General features: G+C 44.9%; 17 protein-coding genes. 14 read left to right on the plus strand and 3 right to left on the minus strand.

Going from position 1 to position 22,386, the window contains the following annotated elements; genetic code table 11:
- The 14 genes from glyS to AC1MDJ_RS03270 form a co-directional block, all read left to right on the plus strand.
- On the plus strand, positions 1-889 hold an 889-nt coding region (glyS, locus tag AC1MDJ_RS03205), incomplete at its 5' end, for a glycine--tRNA ligase subunit beta (protein ID WP_479689513.1).
- 2 nt (positions 890-891) lie between these two features.
- Positions 892-1,770, plus strand: a complete 879-nt coding sequence (gene ribF, locus AC1MDJ_RS03210; protein WP_479689514.1) for a riboflavin biosynthesis protein RibF — start codon at positions 892-894, stop codon at positions 1,768-1,770.
- Positions 1,764-2,459 (plus strand): hypothetical protein, encoded by a 696-nt coding sequence (locus AC1MDJ_RS03215; RefSeq protein WP_479689515.1) that lies wholly within the window; start codon positions 1,764-1,766, stop codon positions 2,457-2,459. The genes ribF and AC1MDJ_RS03215 overlap by 7 nt, the downstream gene beginning before the upstream one ends.
- Entirely contained in the window at positions 2,456-3,289 is an 834-nt protein-coding gene (ispE, locus tag AC1MDJ_RS03220; protein ID WP_479689516.1) for a 4-(cytidine 5'-diphospho)-2-C-methyl-D-erythritol kinase, read from the plus strand. Before AC1MDJ_RS03215 ends, ispE begins: the two co-directional genes overlap by 4 nt.
- A gap of 25 nt (positions 3,290-3,314) precedes the next feature.
- Positions 3,315-4,250: a ribose-phosphate pyrophosphokinase gene (locus AC1MDJ_RS03225; protein ID WP_479689527.1), complete on the plus strand. Its 936-nt coding sequence runs from the start codon at positions 3,315-3,317 to the stop codon at positions 4,248-4,250.
- 1 nt (position 4,251) lies between these two features.
- Positions 4,252-4,839, plus strand: a complete 588-nt coding sequence (gene pth / locus AC1MDJ_RS03230; protein WP_479689528.1) for an aminoacyl-tRNA hydrolase — start codon at positions 4,252-4,254, stop codon at positions 4,837-4,839.
- Between the two features lie 59 nt (positions 4,840-4,898).
- Positions 4,899-7,289 carry a penicillin-binding protein 1A gene (locus tag AC1MDJ_RS03235; protein ID WP_479689517.1) on the plus strand — a complete coding sequence of 797 codons (2,391 nt, stop codon included), beginning with the start codon at positions 4,899-4,901 and terminating at the stop codon, positions 7,287-7,289.
- Positions 7,290-7,445: 156 nt separating this feature from the next.
- Positions 7,446-8,780, plus strand: a complete 1,335-nt coding sequence (locus AC1MDJ_RS03240; protein ID WP_479689518.1) for a TolC family protein — start codon at positions 7,446-7,448, stop codon at positions 8,778-8,780.
- A complete protein-coding gene (locus AC1MDJ_RS03245; RefSeq protein ID WP_479689519.1) occupies positions 8,777-11,866 on the plus strand; it encodes an efflux RND transporter permease subunit in 3,090 nt (1,029 codons plus the stop codon). The genes AC1MDJ_RS03240 and AC1MDJ_RS03245 overlap by 4 nt, the downstream gene beginning before the upstream one ends.
- Positions 11,867-11,883: 17 nt before the next feature.
- The gene (locus tag AC1MDJ_RS03250) at positions 11,884-12,555 is read left to right on the plus strand and encodes a MarR family winged helix-turn-helix transcriptional regulator (RefSeq protein WP_479689520.1); all 672 of its coding nucleotides are present in this window, start codon (positions 11,884-11,886) and stop codon (positions 12,553-12,555) included.
- A 125-nt stretch (positions 12,556-12,680) separates the two neighbouring features.
- On the plus strand, positions 12,681-13,694 hold the full coding sequence (locus AC1MDJ_RS03255) for a PDDEXK nuclease domain-containing protein (protein ID WP_479689529.1): 1,014 nt from the start codon (positions 12,681-12,683) through the stop codon (positions 13,692-13,694).
- A gap of 129 nt (positions 13,695-13,823) precedes the next feature.
- On the plus strand, positions 13,824-15,302 hold the full coding sequence (lysS, locus tag AC1MDJ_RS03260; protein WP_479689521.1) for a lysine--tRNA ligase: 1,479 nt from the start codon (positions 13,824-13,826) through the stop codon (positions 15,300-15,302).
- A 10-nt stretch (positions 15,303-15,312) separates the two neighbouring features.
- Positions 15,313-16,296 carry a chorismate synthase gene (locus AC1MDJ_RS03265; protein WP_479689522.1) on the plus strand — a complete coding sequence of 328 codons (984 nt, stop codon included), beginning with the start codon at positions 15,313-15,315 and terminating at the stop codon, positions 16,294-16,296.
- 14 nt (positions 16,297-16,310) lie between these two features.
- The gene (locus tag AC1MDJ_RS03270) at positions 16,311-17,111 is read left to right on the plus strand and encodes a hypothetical protein (protein WP_479689523.1); all 801 of its coding nucleotides are present in this window, start codon (positions 16,311-16,313) and stop codon (positions 17,109-17,111) included.
- 22 nt (positions 17,112-17,133) lie between these two features.
- On the opposite strand, the gene AC1MDJ_RS03275 is transcribed toward AC1MDJ_RS03270, so the two are convergent.
- The 3 genes from AC1MDJ_RS03275 to AC1MDJ_RS03285 form a co-directional block, all read right to left on the minus strand.
- Positions 17,134-18,663, minus strand: a complete 1,530-nt coding sequence (locus AC1MDJ_RS03275) for a HEAT repeat domain-containing protein (protein ID WP_479689524.1) — start codon at positions 18,661-18,663, stop codon at positions 17,134-17,136.
- Positions 18,664-18,670: 7 nt separating this feature from the next.
- Positions 18,671-20,257, minus strand: a complete 1,587-nt coding sequence (locus AC1MDJ_RS03280) for a 2Fe-2S iron-sulfur cluster-binding protein (protein ID WP_479689525.1) — start codon at positions 20,255-20,257, stop codon at positions 18,671-18,673.
- A gap of 93 nt (positions 20,258-20,350) precedes the next feature.
- Positions 20,351-22,386 (minus strand): flagellin (locus AC1MDJ_RS03285; protein WP_479689526.1); only part of this gene is annotated, 2,036 nt, incomplete at its 5' end.

The following is a 22,386-nucleotide window of genomic DNA, read 5'->3' on the forward strand; positions in this document are numbered from 1 at the left end:
GACTGAAATGGTTTATGAATTCCCTGAGCTGCAAGGCTTTATGGGTAGAATATATGCAACTATTCAAGGCAAGTCTAGCGAGGTGTCGGCTGCCATAGAGGAGCACTATCAGCCGCGCTTTGCGGGGGACGCTATCCCTAAAACGATAACTGGCAGAATAGTGGCAGTAGCCGATAAACTTGACACAATAACAGGAGCTTTTGCTGTGGGAATGTTGCCTACTGGCAATGTTGACCCTTACGGGCTAAGGCGCGGAGCAATTGGCATTATCAATATAATGGAAACCTCTGGCTGGCGGCTACCGTTGTCGCCCTTTATAGAGTATGCGCTGGAACTAGTGAAACCTAAAGCGACTATCCCTAGCGATAGAACGCTTGCTGATGTGCTAAACTTCTTTATTCAACGCCATAAACAGATAGTAACTGCAGATAGCGTGGCGACAGAGGCTTATGAGGCGGCACTTGGCGAAGATAACAATAGCTTTACAGACTTTATAGCCCAGCGTGAGAGGGCGATTGCGCTGAATGCGGCTAAAAAGTCTGAAACCTTTAATAGCGTAGCGCAGAGCTTTAAGCGCATAAACAATATATTGCGCAAGGCTGGCTGGACAAAAGCTGATGTTGACAAAACATTATTTGAAACTGACGAAGAGGCGCAGTTATTTGCTCGTCTGTCTGATTGCAAGGGTGCTGTAGAGGCGGCAGCTAAAGCTAGCAAGTGGAGTGCGGCTATTGGCGAGCTAGAAAAACTGGCTGCTCCGCTTGATGCATTTTTTGAAAAAGTTATGGTAATGGCACAGGATGAAAAGTTGCGGAATAATAGGCTTGGGCTACTCGTTTCATTAAAGAAACTCTTTGCTTGTATTGGGGATTTGACTAAATTATCATAGCTATGAAACCTAAAATAAGCGTAGTAATAGGCAATTTTGACGGGATGCACCTAGGGCATCAACTATTATTTAACGTTGTGCTAAAGCTGGCGGAGGAGCACGGTTTTACTCCTGCGGTGGCAACTTTTAGCCCACATCCAGCGAAAATCTATTCAGATGTAAAACTTATCTATACTGAGGAGCAGAGAGAGGCTTTAATCAGAGCGTGTGGTATTAAAGACTATAACGTTATCCCGTTTGATAAAGCTTTTGCTACACTAACCCCAGATGAGTTTTTGATTGAATATCTAGTTGGCAGGCTAAATGTGGGTGCGGTTGCCGTAGGTAGCGATTTTCATTTTGGCAGTCATAGAGCTGGCACTCCTCAGTTATTAAAAACGTTTTGTGAAGAACATGGGATAATATGCCACGTGTTAGATAAACTATCACTTGATGGAAATATCGTTTCCAGCACTGCTATTAGAGATGCTTTAGGGCGGGGCGATATAGGACTTGCAAATAGGTATCTTGGGCGGGATATGGAGTATATCGGCAGGGTGGTTGAGGGGGATAGGATTGGGGCAACTATCGGCTTTCCCACAGCGAACTTGCAAGTATATAACGAGCAACTGCCTGCTGACGGCGTATATGCGGGTTATGTCGTTATTGAAGGACAGTGTCGCCCCGCTATGGTATATGTCGGCTTACGTCCTACGCTTAAAACTAAGTTAGAGCGTAGATTTGAGGTTCATATCATAGACTACACACCTGAAAAATCGCTATATGGTGCTACTCTGCGGGTATCTCTCACGCACAGGCTACGTGGCGAGCGCAAATTTAACTCGTTAGATGAGTTGCAGGCACAACTGCGTATTGACAAAGAAGCGGCGTTATTATGTTAATGAGATTTGCGGTTCTTTTGTGTATTGCCACATTATGTGCTTGCGCCGTTTTATCGCCACAATATGAACAGCTCTATGCAGGCAGGGCAAGTGTAGGTGATGAAAGCGAGAATAAGCCTGATGTAAATGAACAGGTCGCTAGACTTTTTGCTAGTGTGGCGACTAGCAATAGTGAAACTATTTGTAGCTATAAAGGGCGGGCAACTCTCACGTATAATGACGGCAGTTCCAGTGTGTCTAGCCCTGTTGTTATGTCAAAGGATTGCTCTGATAACGTTAGTATGATGTTCAGCGCAATGGGTATGCCCGTAGCAAGCGTTGCAATCACAGCTGACAGCTATAAAATCACCTCAAAAGGACGCGATGCCACAGGCGATGCCATAATAAACAGCTCTAATGTAGAAGATGTTCGTTTATTTATCAGCTATATGAGGCTACCTGCGCCGCTACCGGACGATACTTTTCAGCTATACTATGATAAACGTGCTAAGGGGCAGGATGCCCTCTATATGTTTGTCAGCAATACGGAGACTATATCAGTATTGCCTGATTTTAAGGTGAGCAAGGTTCAGAAGGGTTATTATACTATCAACTATGAATGGGTGCAAGGCAAGCTAGTGGCTATGTCGCTGGAGAAGGGGGGTGTGAGCTATCGGATTAGCTTTGCTAATGCGTGGAGGCTCAAATGACAAGAGCTAGTTATGCTAAAATAAATTTATTCCTGCATGTTTTAGGCAAACGTGCAGATGGCTATCACGATATATATACGCTATTTTATGGAATAAATCTGCACGACGATATTGAGATTATACCTGCCGAGAAAACGAATATCCTCTACGCTGATAATAGCATTAAGATTTACGGGCGAAACATAATAAATGAAGTTGACAATCTGCTACGCAGGGAGTGTGGCTTGACACAGCACTTTGAGGTAAGGCTAAATAAGCGTATTCCCATAGGGGCAGGACTTGGCGGTGGTAGTAGCAACGCTTGCACCTATATGCAGCTGGTAAATGAGCAAGCTCATCTGGGGCTAACTACCGATGATATGCGGCAGTTATTGGTTAGGTTGGGTTCTGACACTGCGTTCTTTTTATATCCGCCTATGGCACTTGGCGAGGGCAGGGGGGAGTTGCTAACACCTATAAAAGATGCACCTAGACTAAATATCCTAATGGCTAATCCTAATATATTTGTCAGCACGGCTAGCATATATGGAGATGCAAATTTGAAGTTGACAGAAAAGGGGAACTTACCTAAAATACCTGAGCGGTTCACGTTAGATTGGCTGGTTTCTAATATGAAAAATGATTTAGAGCAGCCAGTTTTTATGAAAGAACCACTCGTAAAACAGTTAAAAGATGAACTACTCAGCTCGGGTGCGCTGAATGCGCTGATGAGTGGCAGTGGTTCAACTGTGTTTGGTGTTTATCGGGACTGCGCTAGCCTTGACAGAGCTTATGATGCATTGCGGACAAAGTATGCTAGCTATAAGTTCTTTAAGTGTGTGGCAGATTAAAAAATGTGAGGGTGGGGGTGGCACTGTGGATTTCTTAATCTTTTCGTGTAATTCAAACAGGGCGTTGGCTGAGGGGATAACTGCTAATCTTGGTATGAGGCTTGGTGCCGCTATGGTGAACAAGTTTTCAGACGGAGAAATCAACATTAAAATCAATGAGAGTGTGCGTGGCAGAGAGGTTTTTATTGTTCAATCTATTTGCACTCCGTCTGATACGCACCTTATGGAGTTAATGATAATGACTGATGCTCTCATGCGGGCATCTGCCGCTAGTATCACCGCTGTAATACCATATTTTGGCTATTCTAGGCAAGACAGGATGGTTGAGCCACGCGTTTCTATTACGGCGAAGTTGATTGCAAATCTATTGGCAAAAGCTGGCATAAACCGTCTTGTCACTATGGACTTGCATGCGGGGCAGATTCAAGGCTTTTTTGATATACCTGTTGATAATCTTTATGCGATGCCCGTTATGTCGCGCTATTTGAATGAAAAATTTACAGACCATTCCTCATGCGTCGTAGTTTCTCCTGATGCGGGCGGTGTAACTAGGGCTAGAGTCCTTGCTAAACACCTAAACTGCCCGCTTGCTATGGTTGATAAACGCAGGACAGGACCGAATGTCGCTAAGGCTATGAATGTAATCGGCGATGTTGAGGGGAAGTATGCTATTATTATTGACGATATGATTGATACGGCTGGCACGTTGGTAGAGTCATCAAATGCAATCCTTAACAAAGGCGCAAAGGGTGTGATTGCCTGTGCTACGCACGGGGTGCTATCGGGTCCTGCGTTGGAGCGCATAGCGTCAAGTGGGATGGACGAGGTTGTCATTACTGATACTATTCCGCTTACTAACAGCGTATCAAAGATACGGCAGTTGAGTGTGGCTAGCCTGTTTGCAACATCTATTGAGCGCATATACAAGAAAGAGAGCATTAGCTCATTATTTGATAGCTAGAATGTTGTCTTTAATCGTTGGGCTTGGCAACCCAGGCGACAAATACAAGCTGACGCGCCACAATATAGGTTTTTTATCAATAGATGCACTTGCTGCTCGGCTGGGACTTGAGTTCAGAGAACAGTTCAGCGGGCTATGTGCTGACTTCATAGCCAATGGGCGCAAATGCTATCTGTTGAAGCCGCTTACCTTTATGAACCTTAGTGGCGAGTCTGTTGGTGCGCTTGCTAGGTATTATAAGATAGAGCGGGCGAACATTGCTGTTATTCACGATGATTTGGACTTCCCATTTGCTAGGTTGAAGTTACGCAACGCTGGCTCTGACGGCGGGCATAACGGCTTGAAGTCTATTATTGCACAGCTTGGCGGACAAGACTTTAAGCGGTTTCGTATGGGCGTAGGAGGTTTGCCACGTTCAGAACTGCGCGAATATATGGCAACTTACGTTCTCGCAAACTTCACCGCCGATGAACAAGCAAAACTACCAGACTATACCTCACGTTGTGCCGATGCTGTTATGTGTGCACTCAACGAGGGCTTTGATGTAGCGATGAATAAGTTTAATACTGCAATGTCGCTTGTTCCCTAGAATAGAGGGTGAGAGAATGCACTTGCAACTTTAACTAGTATACGTTATACTCTATCATAATGACTGAAAAACGACTAAATGAATTGCTAGCTAAGCTCAAGCAACGGATATCTGCTCTACAGGAACGCTGGTGTCCGCGCATTAAAGAGTTTCGGGAGCGCGTTACACTGCGGCATGTTTTGCTGGGCGTGGGGCTAGGTTGTGTTGTTGGCGGTGCAGTGCTTGTGCTGGTGCTAATCGGCATTGCTGCAACGTTGCCCTCTGTGGAAGACATCTCTAAATATCGCTTTCTGCAACCATCTATCGTGTATGATGTCAAGGGGCGTGTTATTGCAGAGCTGGGTGTTGAGCGCAGATACCCTGTTCCCATTAAGGATATGCCATTGTCAATTCGCCAAGCGGTGGTGGCGGTTGAAGATTCACGCTTTTATGAACATAGCGGCATAGATTTTGTGGGCATCGCCCGTGCAATGCTGAGCAATATAAAAGCTGGCAGATTTGCTGAAGGGGGGAGCACCCTTACTCAACAGCTGGTGAAAAACATTTATTTGTCGTCAGATAAGAAACTAATACGTAAGTATAAGGAAGCTGTGCTTGCTTATAGGCTAGATAAATATTTAACGAAAGATGAGATACTGGAATATTACCTCAACTTCGTCAACTTCGGGCGTGGCGGTTATGGTCTTCAATCAGCAGCTATTAACTATTTTGGCAAGAATGCTAAAGATTTAACGCTACCAGAGGCGGCAATGCTTGCTGGCATACCAAAATCACCAAGGATTTACTCTCCGCACCAGAGCATTGAACGGGCAAAGCAACGGCGCGCTCATGTGCTATATAGAATGTATGAGGATGGCTATATTACCGAGCCTGAATATTTAGCGGCTACAGATGAACCTATAGTTATCATAGATAACCCGCCAAATCGTGTTCGCAGTTCGGCGTATTTTCTAGACTACGTGTTGCGCTTTCTGACAGACGAGTTAAAGATAGCTGACCCGCAAAATAGCGGCATTATAGTCCATACAACGCTTGATATAGACCATCAGAGCGAGGCTGAACGGGCGATGGAAAAGAATCTTATTACAGCGGCTAAAGCCATAGGCTATTTCGGTCCCGCTGTTACGGCAAAGAACGTGGCATCTGCTACCACAGTGGAGTTGGTAGAGGGGGCGGATGCATCAGTTGTGCCGCTGTCAGCTGAACTGATAATGCGTGTGCCTCCGTATTTAGAGCGACTGGGCTACAAACGTGCACGTATCCTTGCTGTGGAAGACCAGCGTCTGCAAATAATGGTGGACGACAAAACGCCCGGTGTTATAGTGTTAAAAGATAACCGTTGGGCGCATATAGCACCAGCCAACAACGTGTCGTTGAATAACTTTCACAGTATTTTAGCCGAGAACGATATAATATATGTTAGTCCTAAAAAAGGCTCTGCTAGTGAGTATCTGTTGGAGCAGGACCCGCCTATAGAGGGTGCGCTCCTATCGGTCAACCCTCAGAGCGGGGCGATACTTGCAATGGTAGGCGGGTTTGCTTTTGAGCGTTCTATGTTTAATAGGGCATGGCAGGCAAAGCGGCAAGTCGGCAGTATCTTTAAGCCACTAGTGTATTCTACTGCACTTGAGCATGGGATGCAGGCTATGGATAAGATGTTGGATGCCCCAATAATAGTTTCTCCAGATGAAAAGGGGAGGATATGGCGTCCTAAGAATGACGAAGATAAATATTTTGGCGAAACAACATTAAAAGAGGGGCTTACCCGCTCGCGTAATATAGTGACTATTCGTGTGGCAGAGAAGATAGGTATCGGCAATATACTAGAATACGCCCGCCGTTTCGGTATAGTATCGGAATTGCCTGCGGATTTGTCTATAACAATCGGGTCGGGCACGCTATCGTTAATGGAGATGGTTTATGCGTATTGCACATTCCCGAACCTTGGCACGCGTCCAGAGCGTCCGTATTTCATAACCAAAGTTGAAGACATTGACGGCAATGTGCTGTTTGAAGCTGAAGTGCCGTCCCAAGTGAATGTAATCCGTCAAGAAACTGCGCAAGTAATGATAGATGTATTGATGAACGTAGTTGAACGAGGCACTGGATACCGCGCTAGGGCTATCCCGCGCCCAGTGGGAGCTAAAACTGGCACTACTAACGAAAATCGCGATGCATGGTTTGTGGGTTTTCTGCCGAATCTATCAGTTGGGGTGTGGATGGGCTTTGACGATTTCAGCTCGCCGTATTCGGTAGGCTATGGCTCGCCGGTATCAGGTCCTGTATGGGTGGACTACGTGTCAGCCGTGTTGCCACGCTTACCTCGTGAAGTATTCCCTGTGGCTGGTAGCGGCGTGCTCTATCGCAAAACCGATATGAGCAACTGGGAAGCAACAGACGATATTCTGCCAAGCGAAGACATATCGTTTGAGCCGTACATACTGCGCTGATTCCATAGTTGCACGACCAACTACATCAATCTGCACAATTTTTTTTTATTTTTATAAAAAAACATTTGACTTTTTAATTATTTTGTTTCATATTCATTTCTAGTTTTAATCATTTTATTTTTTAATGATTATTCATTTTAATGATTGGAGTAGATTATGATGTTGAAACCGACCTTGAAACGTTGTTTGTTGTTCGTGCTATCCTTGTTTTTACTGACGAGCAGGCTGGTATTTGCGCAACCGTTAGCTGATAAAACGGCTACGCCGCTGGAGGTGTCTTTGCAGGACGCCGTTGCTAGTGCCATACGCACCAATGAGGACGTCACTATTGCTGAGTTGACCTTAAAACGGGCTGAAGCTGTCATCAGGGAAGCTAAATCAGCCCGTTGGTTCAATGTAGAGGCTACAGGCAGATACCAGCGGGCAACCAGCCACGCCACAGACGAAAGCCCCACCACAGGCTACATTGCTGGTGCTAGTGTTAATTTAGTCCAGCCACTATTCACGTTCGGTACGATTTCTAACGCTGTTAAAGCTGCTAGTATCGCGGGAGAGATGGCGCAATATCAACATCAGGACTATATCAGAGAGCTTACACATAGCGCAAAGGTCTCTTACTATCAGGCGTTATTAGCAAGCGAACAGTTGCGACTTGCTGAGTTGTCGCTTAGTAATGCGTTGAATAGCAAACGACTGATAGAGAACTCCTCATCTGTCCGCATAGCACAGAGCGATTATGTTAAAATTTCATCAGACATCGCTATGCGTATGGTAGAGGTGGAGAAAGCTCGCCTAGAACGCGATAGAGCACATAGATTGCTATCTATCATCTGTGGCTACGAGGAAGATATTGTCCTGTCGGATAAGCTAACGTTCAACACTGCACAGGCAAGTGAGCTATCGGCTAGCGCATTACAAGTGGCACTTAAAGCCAATCCTACGCTGAATATGCTGGCTAAAGAGAGTGAACTTCACGAGGCTAGCGCAAAGGCAGCATTTGGTGGACACCTGCCAACCTTGTCGCTGTTAGCCGGCTGGGAGGGGAGCAGTGCGAGTGATAAGTTTGCCAAGACTAGCGGAGATGAGCTACACAACAGCGAGACTGGCTATGTGGGCGTTCAATTGAGCGTGCCATTATTAGACGGTGGCAGGGCGCGGGCACAAGCGGCACAGAAGCGGGCAGATGCGCTGATAGCCAAGACCACCTACAATAAATCTCTGCGGTATATGAAGCAAGATTTAGTTGATGCTGTTGAACGCTACAACAGGTATCTAATGATATATCAGAGTGAAGAGAATGCTATTAAACTGGCTGATAGGAGCTATAATATGTCGTTATCTCGCTTTCGCACAGGGCAGACCAGTGCAACGGAGTTGAATGACGCGGAACAGGGGTTGTCATCTCTGCGGCTAGCCCATTCATTTACAATATTTAGCATATACGAGGCTCTATCAAATATAGAGAAGCTCGTTGGAGGGACCTCAATATGATACGTTCATTTGTTAGACGACCGACTACCACGTTAATGTTGGTGTTGTTCTTAGTAATACTAGGTATCGCCTCTATCAGGGGGATGGCTATTGAAGATTCACCGCCGATAGATTTCCCGTTAGTAAGTGTACAGGTGTTATACCCTGGTGCATCGCCTTACGATGTGGAGAACGACCTTGTTAAGCCCATAGAGGATGCTGTTTCAGAAATATCTGAACTGAAAAACATCAAAAGCACTAGCTATGAAAATATGGCTTTTATAATGATAGAGTTCAACATCGGCGTTGACACCAACGTAAAGGTGCTGGAGGTAAAAGACAAGGTTGAACGTATACAAAACGACTTCCCCGCCTCTACGGAGAAACCGATTGTCTCTAAACTTGATATAATGGCATCGTCTGTTGTGGATATAGTCTTAGCAGGGGATAATTACAGTTCGCTTGAGCTATACAACTATGCAAACGATATCCTAAGACCGCAACTTAATGCTATAAAGGGGATTGCCAGCGTAGAGATATTTGGTGGCGAGGAGCGGCAGTTTAATGTGCGGCTTGATACTGATGCGATGAAGAGCTACTACATCACCATAGCCGACGTGATAAACGGGCTTAGTATGTATAATATTGATATGGCGGCGGGCGATATCAAGAATAGCAACGTAGCGGTGAGCGTCCGTTTTGCGGGCAATATCAAGAACGAAGAAGACCTGAAAAATATGAAACTTGCCACCGTTGAGGGGCAGATATTCCGTCTGGCTGATATCGCCACCGTTGAAGATTCTATTAAAGATATAGAAACAGATGCATATCTTAACGATAATCGCTCGCTCTATCTATCACTCAAAAAGGTGACTGACGGCAATGCTGTGGAGATTGCGGGTGGGCTTGCTAAAATTATGCCTAAGTTGCAGGCTGCGCTGCCACAGGGTATGGCTATGAGCATTGCTAACGATAGCACTGTCTATACAATAGAGAATACACTCAATACCTTTCGCGATATTTTATTTGGAATGTTCCTTACAGTCATAGTGTTGCTGGTGTTCACATCTAATGTGCGGATTACGTTCGTTACCATAGTAATCGTCCCAGCGGCACTCATCGCCAACTTTTTTACGATGAGTCAGTCGCACTTCACTATCAATATGATGACGCTTTTAGCGATAGCATCGGTGCTAGGCACACTCATTGCAAATGCGCTTATCATTATAGAGGGAGCACTTGTGCGGTTTAATCGCGGGGAATCCCCCGAAGACGCTGCTGTCAATGGCACAACAGATGTGGTGGCAGCAGTGTTTGCCGCTACGGGCACAAACTTGGCAGTGTTTATCCCCCTTAGTATGATAAGTGGCGTTATGGGGCTATTTATGAGGCAGTTTGGGCTTACTATTGTGTATGCTACTGTTCTTTCAATAATAATGTCCTTTTCGCTTACGCCGATGATGATAGCGCAAATGCTCACAGAAAAGGGGAAACGGGAAGAGAACAAGATTGCCTCGTTCTGCATAAGGCAGTATAAAAAGTTCTTTGACCTCGTAGTTGTCTATAAAAAGACTGCACTTGCTATAAATGTTGCCCTTATAGTGTTGATGTTCAGTATGTCTCACTTTGTAGGCTCTGAATTTGACACGAAGAGTGACACAGATGAGATTGCCATAGATATGAAAACGGATGAAGGCTCTACAATAGAGAAAACAATCGCTAAATCAAAGGAAGTTATTAGTATAGTCCAAAAATATCCTGAGGTAAAAAGCGTTGTTACTAAAATCGGTGGGAATGGGGTAATCAATTCATCGCTAATCTTGAAACTCGTCCCGCTGAAGAGCGGACGTGTGAGCGACTTAGTCCTAATAAGCAGGGCGGAAAAAGACCTAGCGGGCATTGACGAGGTTGAGCTGACGGTATCACAGGCAGACTCACACGGCGAGCCTGATATAACCGTAAACGTATATGGGCAGGACTATAACACTATCAATAAATACAGCGCAATGGTTATGGACAAGATGCGCGCAACAGGAACATTTCGCGCGATAACTTCAACGTCCCGTCCGCCGAAACGCGAACGCAGATTTATCCCTAACCACACTAAAATGGACTTTTATGGTATTACTAATGCGCAAGTGGCACAGGCTCTGCGTGCGGCACTATACGGAGATACCTCTAACCAGATTAAGATAGAAGGGAAGAGCTATGACGTAAATATTACGCTTACAAATGAACAAAAGGACAGCAACAAACTATTTGATAACGTGCTAGTTGCCTCATATAAGGGACTTATACCTATATCAGCACTGGGGGAGGTAACAGAGCTGGACTCTACGTCTGAGCTGACCCGCTACAACCGCGAGCGTATAGTTGAGATAGAGGGCTACATCGGCAAAGGCGTTTTAAGTGATGCTGAGAAGTTGCTCACAGATGAATTAAAGAGTATAGAGTTTGAGGATGGCTACGGTTACAGGTTTGGCGGGGCATCTGAAATGGCAGATGAGAGTATGGCGAGTATGGCTGTGGCGTTTCTGCTGGCGATAATATTTACATATATGTTGCTTGCGGCGATAATGAATAGTCTATTGCATCCATTTACCATATCGCTCGCTATCATTCCAGCTTTTGCGGGCGTGTTTGTTGGGCTACTGGTGACAGGCGGCACAATGAACATCGGTTCAATGATATCTATTATTATGCTAGTTGGCTTGTCGGTTAATAATGAAATATTGGTAGTGGAGCAGGCAATTACGCTAATGCGTAATAAGGGCAACTCTGCTGATGAGGCGTTATGGTTTGGCTACAAAGATAAACTCGTGACGATTTTAATGACATCTATTGCCATTATAGTTGCAACGCTACCGCAAATGTTCTCTACAAACGCCACTATATCATCTATGGGAACGGTACTTGTGAGCGGACTGTTCTTTTCGCTGATATTCACGTTCACCCTTACGCCTATGGTATTCATATATATGGAAAGGTTTAACGAGTGGTTCAAGGGCGTTAAAATTATAGGCAAGCTAAAAACAGAACTGCATATAATTGCGCCCTATATGCGGCTTACACGAGTTCGGTTGAAAAAATTTGCTAGAAAGATATAATGAGGGAGGAGAGGTTTATGCCTAAAAAAACAGATATACTAAATGATAATATGCGAGATTTAATGCGTGGAGGGGGGGGTGAATTGCATTCAAACGTAGTAACTCCGCGTAAAGCAGCGTTAACGAATCTACTCCGAGGTGGCGGGAGCGACTTCGCGGGAACCACATTCGCTGAGCATGAAGAGTATCTTATGGAACAAATTAAATCGGTTTCTAACAGCGATAGCAGTGATGTTTCAAATAACATGGTGAAGGAAGTTGAAAGAAATCTGCTTATTATGCACCTATTAGCCCATAGTTTAGGCAGATTTATCCATGAGGAATACGACCAGCAACGACTGAAAATATTGTTTTTGTTGCATCACATAGGGCAGGAGCGGCTGAAGGTGCTGGCTGAGAATATGGGAATGTCCACATCTAACCTATGTATAGTCCTTGATAAACTAGAAAAGGATGGCTTTGTTGCTAGGCGAACCGATGAGAAAGACCGTCGCAATAGATATTATGCTATTACGGCGCAAGGACTAGAGGAGCTTGATAGATGCCGCCAAGAGATGCGTGGCGTAATGGCAAAGATGTTTGCTTCGCTTGAGCTAGATGAACGGGAAATCGTTTATAAAGCGTATCATGAATTGAACAATGTGTTGCAAAAATATGCCTATAAACTGCATGGGGAGCATACTGAATAGTTCACTTGCCTATTCTGTGTATTTGCGTTAGTTGTTGTTTGGTGTTATGGTTGACTGGGGCTTGGTAGCAGAGCCATTCAAGGCACTGTCCCCGCAAACGGAGATAAAGGTGATATAGTATGCTGATGAATACGCAAGAATACCTATCTATAGTTGATAACATCAAGACGCAGATTGCCTCTGCTCAGCAACGTGCATTAGCCAGTGCAAACCGTGAACTGGTTGCCCTTTATTGGAAGATTGGAATAGTTATCAACGAACGAAAGACGTGGGGCAACAAACTTATAGTCAATCTAGCACGAGATATTCATACTTCTTTCCCAAACCTGCGCGGTTTTTCAGAGAGAAACCTAAAATATATGGCTAAATTTGCGATAAGTTATGGAGATACTGAAATTGTGCAACAGGTGTTGCACAATTTGCCATGGCGACACAATATTACCTTGATAGATAAATTGGATGATGAAGAACAACGCATCTGGTATGCAAAACAGTCGCTGGAAAACGGCTGGTCAAGCAACGTCTTGGATATGCAGATTGATAGTGAGCTTTATAAACGCCAAGCCATTGCGGATAAAACTACAAATTTCAAGGACAGATTGCCCGCTCCGCAGAGCGATATGGCTCAACAAGCATTAAAAGACCCGTATATATTTGACTTCATAGAAGCCCGCAAAGGTATTATGGAACGTGAGATTGAAACCGAGCTTGCAGGCAAGCATATTACAGAGTTTTTGCTGGAACTTGGTGCAGGCTTTGCCTTTGTAGGTCGTCAGTATCATTTGGAGATTGGGAACACAGACTTTTATATTGACCTGCTGTTCTATAACCTAAAGCTCAAGTGCTATGTCGTTATTGAGCTGAAAGCTAAAGAGTTCAAACCAGAGTATGCTGGGAAACTGAATTTTTATATATCAGCAGTTGACGATTTATTGAGGAAAGAGGGGGACAACCCGACTATCGGTATTTTGCTTTGCAAAAGGAAAAATAAGCTCATAGCCGAGTATGCCTTAAAAGACATCAACAAACCGATTAGCGTGAATGAGTTTAAGCTATTAGAAACTCTACCAGAAGAGTATGAAAACATACTGCCTACGGCGGAGGATATAGAAAACCGCCTCAAATTGCCACTAGAATAATGGGACAAATAATGAAACTTCAGTTAGGCTACGCCGCCATCAGAACTAGGGGTAAGCCTGAATAGTTCACTTGCCTATTCTGTGTATTTGCGTTAGTATGTTGCCAGCATATTATATTTATGGTGATTTATGGAGCAACATAGGCTACAAAAATACGAAAGCCTGCTAGCCAATCAGCAACAGGCTTTTGTCAGCTACTTCAAGGATAACGAAGACATCAATGGTGTAGTTAGCAAATACGCCGATAAAACCGCTGACGAGTTGCATGGCACTAGCTATATGCACACGGTAGCTGGGCGTATTATGGCTGAACGCTCGTTTGGCAAGACGTCTTTTTTATCTATAAAAGACCGCACAGGTTCTATACAAATCTATATCAGACGCGATACTCTGAGCGAGGATGACTACAAGGTCTATAAACTTTGCGATGTGGGGGACTTTATTGCGGTCTCTGGCAATATATTTCGCACTAAGACTAACGAGCTATCGGTGGCGGCTTGCACCTTTAAGATATTGACTAAATCACTGCGCGACCTGCCAGAGAAGTGGCATGGGCTGAAAGATATTGAATTGCGTCACCGCCACCGCTACGTTGACCTGATAATGAATGCTGATGCAAAGGACACGTTTCTAAAACGTAGCCTCATAGTAAAATATCTGCGTGAATATTTTGATAGAAAAGGTTTTGTTGAAGTAGAGACACCTATGATGCATGCGATAGCTGGTGGCGCAACAGCAAAACCATTTATCACGCACCACAATGCACTTGATGTGGATTTTTATATGCGCATAGCTCCAGAGTTGTATTTGAAGCGACTTGTTGTGGGGGGCATTGAACGCGTATTTGAAATCAACCGCAATTTTCGCAATGAGGGGATGGACGTTCGTCATAACCCAGAGTTCACAATGCTTGAGTGGTATATGGCATACACCGATTACAACGGGCTGATGGATATGGTAGAGGAGTATTTTGTAGAGATTGCCACTAAAATCAACGGCAAACCTGTGGCGTTCCTTGAAGATGCTGAGACGGGTGAACTCACAGAAATAGACCTATCAGGCAAGTGGGAGCGACTCACTATGGAGCAGGCACTCGCAAAATACGCTGGTATTGATGAAAAAAAATTGCAATCCGCTGATGAAATAGCTGAACTATTAAAGAAATATAATATAGAAAAGAAGACTGGCTGGGGCATGGGGCGGATGGTGATGGAATTATTTGAAGCGTTGGTGGAAGCCAAGCTCATTAAACCAACGTTTATTATTGACTACCCGAAAGAGGTGTCGCCACTGGCAAAATCAAAACTTGATAACCCTGATATAACAGAGCGATTTGAAATGTTTATAGGGGGGATAGAGCTTGTTAATGGTTTTAACGAGTTGAACGACCCGTTTGACCAAAAGGCGCGCTTTGAGCGGCAAGTTGCTGAGCGTGAGGGCGGGGACGAGGAGGCGCATATGATGGATAGCGACTACGTCACCGCACTTGAATATGGTATGCCGCCTACAGCTGGTGCTGGTATGGGGATAGACAGGTTTGTTATGATGCTGTGTGGCAAGCGCAATATTCGCGAGGTTATACTATTCCCGCATATGCGTCCAGAATAATTAAGCGGCTATGGGAGCAAACAGCTACGGGCAATACTTTACCGTTACCACTTTCGGCGAGTCACATGGAGGCTGTATAGGTGTAGTTGTGGATGGTTGCCCCGCTGGGCTTGAAATTACTGAAAAATATATTGATAATGTTTTAGAAAAACGCCGTGCTTCGCAAGCCATGCATTCTACCACGCGTATGGAGCCTGACTTAGTTGAGGTGATATCTGGCGTGTTTGAGGGAAAGAGCACAGGCGCACCTATCACGCTAATTATTCGCAATACAGACGTTAGAAGTGGCGACTACGAGTCGTTAAAGAGCTTATATAGACCTGGACATATTGACTGGACGCATCAACAGAAATACGGACACTACGACTATCGCGGTGGCGGCAGGGGTAGTGGCAGAGAAACAGCTGCAAGGGTGGCTGCGGGTGCAATAGCAAAGCTTATCACAGACAGAGCGAAAGTGGAGTGTCAGGCACGTGTTGTGCAGATTGGTGGCATCGCTATTGGCAATACAGGAGCGATAGAAAGATTGTATAGTGAATTAAGGGAACAGGGCGACAGTGTAGGCGGGCTGATAGAACTAGTTGTAAAGAATGTTCCAGTGGGGCTAGGAGAGCCTGTATTTGACAAGCTCAGCGCACAGCTTGCTTATGCTATTATGGGTATCCCTGCTGTAAAGGGTGTTGAAGTAGGCAGCGGGTTTGAGAGTGCAAAGATGAGGGGCAGCGAGCATAACGATAAGATGAGAGATGGAAAATTTCTAACAAACAATGCTGGTGGTATATTAGGCGGTATCTCTACAGGGGCTGATATAGTCCTGCGAGTTGCTGTGAAGCCTCCGTCAAGCATATCTATAGAGCAGGAAACCATTACAAAAGACGGGCGAAACACTACATTTAAGCTAGCGGGCAGACACGATGTTTGTATAGCTCCGCGCGCAGTTGCAGTGGTAGAGGCTATGGCGTATATTACGCTAGCAGACTTTATGGTGCGCTAATGTTTATATTCAAAGTGTTATATTTTCTTGTTGCACTATGCATAGCGGGTTCTATCTACTTTTTAGTGGCAAAGCCACCCACGCTCACCTCTCCGCAGCAAGATAATGCCATAACTGCTGCCAATACGCCCATATCTAACAGCGGACGCCCAGCACTAGACACGGCAAGATTGCGTGCGCAGGCTGGTGATATTACGCGGTTTTGCGGAGACAACCTAGAATGCAGGGCGGTAGTGTTATTTAGACGTGTAGTTGCTGACTTTAGGGATATAACGCCTCAAGCTGCCGCTACATTGACGGAATATATGGAGAGCGTGGGGCTTGATGTGAGGATAGCAAAGGCTGATGACGGCAGGGACTACCCTCTAGCTTGCGGGCTATCCAGCGACAAACTATATGAATACGTTCGCGATGATGAACTGAAAACTCCGCTTTATAGCGATACTATGCTAGTTGCGGGCAAACAATATTGGGTAAAAGCGTTAAATGTTACGTCAAAAACAAAATTAGCTATTAAAGTTAAATCTAATGTAGCGGTGGATGTCTATATGGTTGATAAGCCTGTGGGCATTGAGCTAGACAAAGCAACTTGTGTGGCAAAGGGGCTTGCTGACGATATTGTAGAGTGTGTAGTTGGTAGTAGCGGCACGTTGGTGCTCTACGTGCCAGCTGATGCTAATATTGGTGTATCAATAGCTGTAATGCCGTTAGAACGTAAAGATGTAGTGAGCATATCATACAGAAACGAGCGGTGCATTCCATTTGACCCAAACAACCGCATTAGCGCAATGTATCAGGGGATAGTAAGGCGGTAATGCGCATCTAATGTTTCATAGCTTATATCATGCTCTGTAGTTTCAAGAGTTGTTTTTTGCAATTATTATATAGGTTGAGTGTCAGCACGGAGCGGAAAACTTCTGGTCTTGCCGCCACTTCAATTGCTGTTTGCGGTGTGTTGCCTGCCTGTTGCTGGCTATTCGGCTCTATTACTAATACGCCTGTGGGCGGATATTCCTGCCCGTTGATAGCTGCCTCCATAGCTGGCGTCATCTCTCCCATTACAGCACTTACGATAGTATCTGCCGTTTCCACCATCTGCCTTAACAGGAGGCGTCCGCTGTTGTCTTTATTTTGTCCAGCGGTCGGGTTGCTAGTCAGTTCAGCGAATGTGTCAGCCCCGGCGTTATATTCCCCTGGTGAGAATAGCACCGCATCATCATCGTTGCCTGAAATAGTGTGTGAGAGCAGGACAGGGTTATATATATCGTCTATAAAACTTTGGTTGATAATATCACGCAACACGTGTCGCCAGTCGCCATTGCCAACCGTTCCTAATGCTGTAAGCCTAGCAATAAATGCTGGGTCTGCCGCTAAGTCCTCTAATTTATTAAAAAATCCATCTAACCCGCCTTTTGGCTTTGAATAATCGTATAGTAGTGTCAAGAGTCCCATCTTTACGTTAGGGTTTGATGCTACGCCTATGCCGTATCTATCGGGATAACGCGTAGCGATGCTAAGTATTTTTAGCGATATTGACGGGTTTGCCAGCGCAGCATTCAGCTGTGTTAGCCTTGTTTGCTCGCTTTCTCGCTGCCATCCTTTCACAAATAGTTCATCGGGCACAAAGCGCGGGTTTTTTAGTGCATTAATGCGCACAGTTGCATCTTCATCGGCAATAAGTGTTGCAACTAGCCGCCTTGGAGTGTTCTTATTTCTAGCTACCCCACGCCTCACACACGGGTCGGGGTTATTGGCGTTATATTCCAGTGCATCTATACCGATAGTATGCCCAGCATATATGCGCTCGCGGTTGTCGCAGGAAGCCTCTGATATGGATGGTTCTATTATATTTATTAAAGCCTGCGTGATGTTCGGATTGCCTAAAAATGCAGAGCGCACGGCATAGTCGGCATCATTTGCAAACAATGTCATCATATCATCTGTCAAGTTAGGATTGTCGGCAACGGCTGCGCGCACTTGTGAATAGGAGTCCGCAACTGCCCTGCGGAGTTGTGGCAAGGTTAAATTAGGGTTGCTTGCGGCGGCAGCTCGCACATCTGACTCGCTGGAATTGAATAGTTCTTCAAGCAGTGCCGCCGTGATGTTAGGGTTAGCTGCTACATCGCTTGCGTATCCGCCGTATGCGAGCCGTTCAAGCTGAATGGTTGATAGAGGTGCTGAACGGGCAAGTTGCGCCCTCAACTCAAGTGCCTGAGGTTTGCCCGTGATAGCCGTTGCAATATCAGATAATGCAATTTTCTTGTCATCTTTATTGCCAGAGGGGAGCTTAAAGAAATATGCAGCAACTATCGCGCTTAAAACAATAGTGGCAATCGTTAGAAGTAGATAGCGAGTATTTTTAGTCATCGTTGCCTCACTTTTGCTGGTCTGCAGACGCATATTCGCCTAAATATTTCTTTATATACTCGCGCAAGTCGCGCTCTTGAAATAGTTTAAGTGCAGTGGTCAGTTGTTCGCCAGCTATACAGCTAGTAGCGTTTTCATATCGTTTAGGGATAATCCCTGTTTCTATGGCACTTGCTAGCAAACCCTGTTGCTTTTGCGATGTCCGTAGTTCAATGCCTTCAATGCCCGCTTGCAAAGTCTTCTCTACAAACTCTACCGCATAGCGAATATTGTTTTTCATATCTAATAGCATTGTCAGCATATTCTGCGTAATCATTACCAAGTCGCCGCGCTTGCGGTATAGGTAGAATGCACTGGCACCATCGGCTAGTTTAGCAACCTTTACCTGATATTCCAGTGGCACAGACGGGTCAAGCTCAGCGCGGGGATAAAGGTTGAAGTTTGCATCAGCAAGTTTGCGCTTGACGAGCTGGTTTGCTACCCTCATAAAGAGTGGCAACGATAACGCATTAGGCGATGAGTATTCGTTTTTTATTTGGAAATGCTGAAAATCATCGCTTACATCTAGTATTGGGTTATCCCCTGTGGGCAGAACGTCTATTAAATTAGTGCTGGATATGTCTCTGCTGGGGATTAGCACCACCTTGCTAGCTGATACAAAATAAATTTTGTTAACGTTATCAAGCGATACTAGCAGTCTGTTGCGCTCTCTGAGCGACAAAAGGTGCAGAAATAGGTTAAAGTCGCTAGGTTGCCCGATTGGGTGAATGAAGTCGCACTTAAACAGACCTATTTCGCGCCGCTCATAGCTTACCAGCCCTAGCAGTTGTTCCCCTGTTTCATTTGCGGCACTGCTCGGCTCATCAGTGATGACAATAATCCGCTCAATATCGTTAAGGTTGCTTAATTTATTAGCAAAGAGTGCGTTTATAGAATTATTGGCAAGATAGCTCACTAAATCGCTGTTAATATCAAGCGTGCCTTCCTGTATAACACTGTTTATAGCCGCCGAATATACGAAAAAATGCACCCGTCCCCCACTCTGCACTAGCAAAATGCCATCAGATATAGGTTGTTCGCTACTTGCTGGAACTGCGGCAAGCGTTTTAGCCGCCATTTGGTTCATCTCGCCTGTGTTGCTCATACCTATTACGTTTTTTTTGCTGACTGGGGATATATATTTAGGAGACTGAACAGCGGCTGCAATCTCCGCCTTTATTTTAACAAGTTCTTCTTCGGAGGGCATATCAGGCACCGTCATATCAAGCGGGTTGGAAACCGGCGGGGACGTAATAGTGCTAACGTCTATAGACATATTCCCAGTGATAGTTGTCTGGCAGGCGAGCCTGAAACCAGCATCAATGCTCATCTGCGCAAGGGATGCCCTTTCGCGCCTAGTAGGTGGTTTAAGCGATTGGTTGTCAATATATAGCTTGCACCTGCCACACTGACCGCCACCGCGACATAGCTGCTCAGGTATAATCCCCTCTTGAACTAGAAATTCGTATAAACTAGCACCCGTTTTAGCAGCTAATGAACGGTTCTGATTCTTTATAGTAATTGTTACATTTTTACTAAATAGTGAGAAAAACATACCCCTTCCCTAGCCATATTCAATACATAATGACTTGAAAAGTTAGCTGTGTCAAGTAGGGTATATTTATCTGCATGTGCTCAAAGACTATTATTACCTATTTATCAGTTGTAGTGCCATTTGCGGCAGTTGGTTAGCTTGTGCTAGCATTGCTGTGGCTGCATTCATCATTATCTGGTTCTTCGTGAAGTCCGCACTCGCCTTTGCCATATCAATATCCCTTATCCTGCTTGACGCCGCCATAATATTTTGCTGTCCGATAGATAACGATTTCAACGCATACTCCATCCTGTTGATACGAGAACCTATCTCCGCCCTCTGCTGCACTACATTTTTAATGGCAGCATCTATCTTAAAAAGTGCCCTCTGCGAATCAGGCAAGGTAGTCAGATATACATCATTTATCTCTAACGACACAGTATCAACCCTGCCTACGCTTATATCCATATACTGCCCAGCATTCGCACCTATCTGCGTATCAGTCTCCCTGTTCGCTATATGGATATACTGCGGGTCTAAATTTGCGTCCTGCTCAAATACTATATTGCCATCAGCACCCATCTTCGCACTGGTAATTATATTAGGGTTGAGCTTTATATTAACCCCCTTTATAACTCCCCTCATCATATAGTCTATTGATATATCACTATTGATATACTGCTCCGTATGCGCATCAAATACGTTCATAGTTATAACATCATTCTCAGACTGCTGTATCTGCTCTATGCTTAACGCCCTAAGAATATCTTCATCCGCTACAAAACGTATCTCTGAACTCCGACCCGTCATCGCCCCCTGCATAACAATAGTGCCCTTCACAGCATCGTTACCACCATTGCTACTAGCAGCTGTTACTAGATGTGCCAGTCTGCTAAGCTCAACATCGGGGTCGCCCATCTCTAGTGTTATAGCTATCGCATAAGCTATTTTATCGTTCAACTCCTGCACTGTGTTATACTTACCCAGATATATATCAGCAGTCTTGTTGTTGCCTAGCAATGTCAGCTTTCTAGTATTATCTAAGAGCATACGACCATCCGAATCTGTGAACTGCGCTACGTCCTTTAACATGGTGGTAGGCAGAGTATCGCTCTTCAGCAAATTCCCGAACGTCACAACGCCTGAAAAAACCGAATTACTAAAATCTCTCTCCCAGCTAACAGTTGATGTAACAAATTCACCATCAACTATATTAACAACCGTAAATGCGCCGCTACTAACAGCAGGGTCAAAAGGCATATAGGTTCGCCCTGACGTTGTTGTCGGGTAGGCAGTCAATGTGGCACTATCTCCTGCAGGTTTAACATCCATTGTTATGACGTAACCATAAGAGACAAAATTAGCTATAGTATACAGCACCTTGTCGCCAGCTTTAACAGCATTATTGACCGTCCACGTTAATGGTGCTGGTGATGAACTACCCCTAACCCTAAGTCCATTACTAAACGTAAGATTACTTGTAATAATTGTTATAATAGCACTTGATGTATATGTATAACTTGTGGTAATAGTCTCGGTTGCGCCCGTCATGGCATCTGTAAAGGTGAAGTTAATTGTGCCAGCGTTACCAGCCACATTGGCAATGTCCTCTTTAAATTCCATTGCTAAATATCCGGCATACTCTTGAGGGTATCCAGCAGTTGTGCCAATACCTATATCGTAGGCACCACCAAGGTCAAAACCTGTGCCATACACAGCAAAAGCATTTCTAATCTCATGATGCCCACCATTAGCGAATATCATAGTAGCATCTTTGAGTGCGCGCACATCGCCCGTGCCATTAAAGTTTATAAACCCGCTGGTGTTAGAAACAACTGATAACATCAAATAGTCACCCTCTACTACTGACATGATATTCGTCTTATACACAGCGTTCTGTCCCGGCTCTACACTAAACTCCAGCTTGTAGTTGCCCCCAGCAGGCGCACCCGTCAATATAACATCTATCCCAGCATTACTACTACTCCATAGCCCTGACGCATCACCCGATAACAACTTATGCGTATTAAAATCAGTCTCAACTGAAATCCTATCTATATCTGCCTTTAACTGTTCCAACTCCGCCTGCAATGCCCGCCTGTCATTAGCCGTAAACGTGGCATCCCCAGCCTCTACCGCTAACTCCCTCA

The organism is Candidatus Termitispirillum reticulitermitis, assembly GCF_054655775.1.